We start from the raw sequence: 379 nt of genomic DNA on the forward strand, positions 1-379 counted from the left end.
CCCGCCGCGGGTGTGGTCGAACGCGACGCGGGAGCGGTTGCGGGCGGACCCGCCGCTGCCGTTCCGCCTCTGGTGCCGTCGCTGACCGCGGCCCGCTCCCCGCCGATGCGCTACCAGTCGGCGAGGACTTCTCCGCCGCTCGGTGTTACGGCCCCCCAGAACAGGGCCTCGTCGATCGGCTTGGCGAGCACCCGGACGGCCCCGTCGCCGAGCAGCACCGGCATCCCGGTGGTGTGGCCGGTCTGGGGCATCCGGGGTGAGCACTTGGTGGTGTACGGCGGGGGCGGTGCCAGTTGGAACGTGCGGCCGCGGACGCTGGCGACCGTCCGCCCCGGGGCGGTGGGGTCCGGCACCGGGTAAATGTCGTAAGGCGACTTAT

General features: G+C 73.9%; 1 pseudogene. It reads right to left on the reverse strand.

The features are described from left to right. Nucleotides 1-110 precede the first annotated feature (110 nt). A pseudogene (locus R5W23_RS12240) lies at nt 111-379 on the reverse strand (hypothetical protein); the annotation flags it as partial.

This window comes from Gemmata algarum, from assembly GCF_034097035.1.
Taxonomy (GTDB): Bacteria; Planctomycetota; Planctomycetia; order Gemmatales; family Gemmataceae; genus Gemmata; species Gemmata algarum.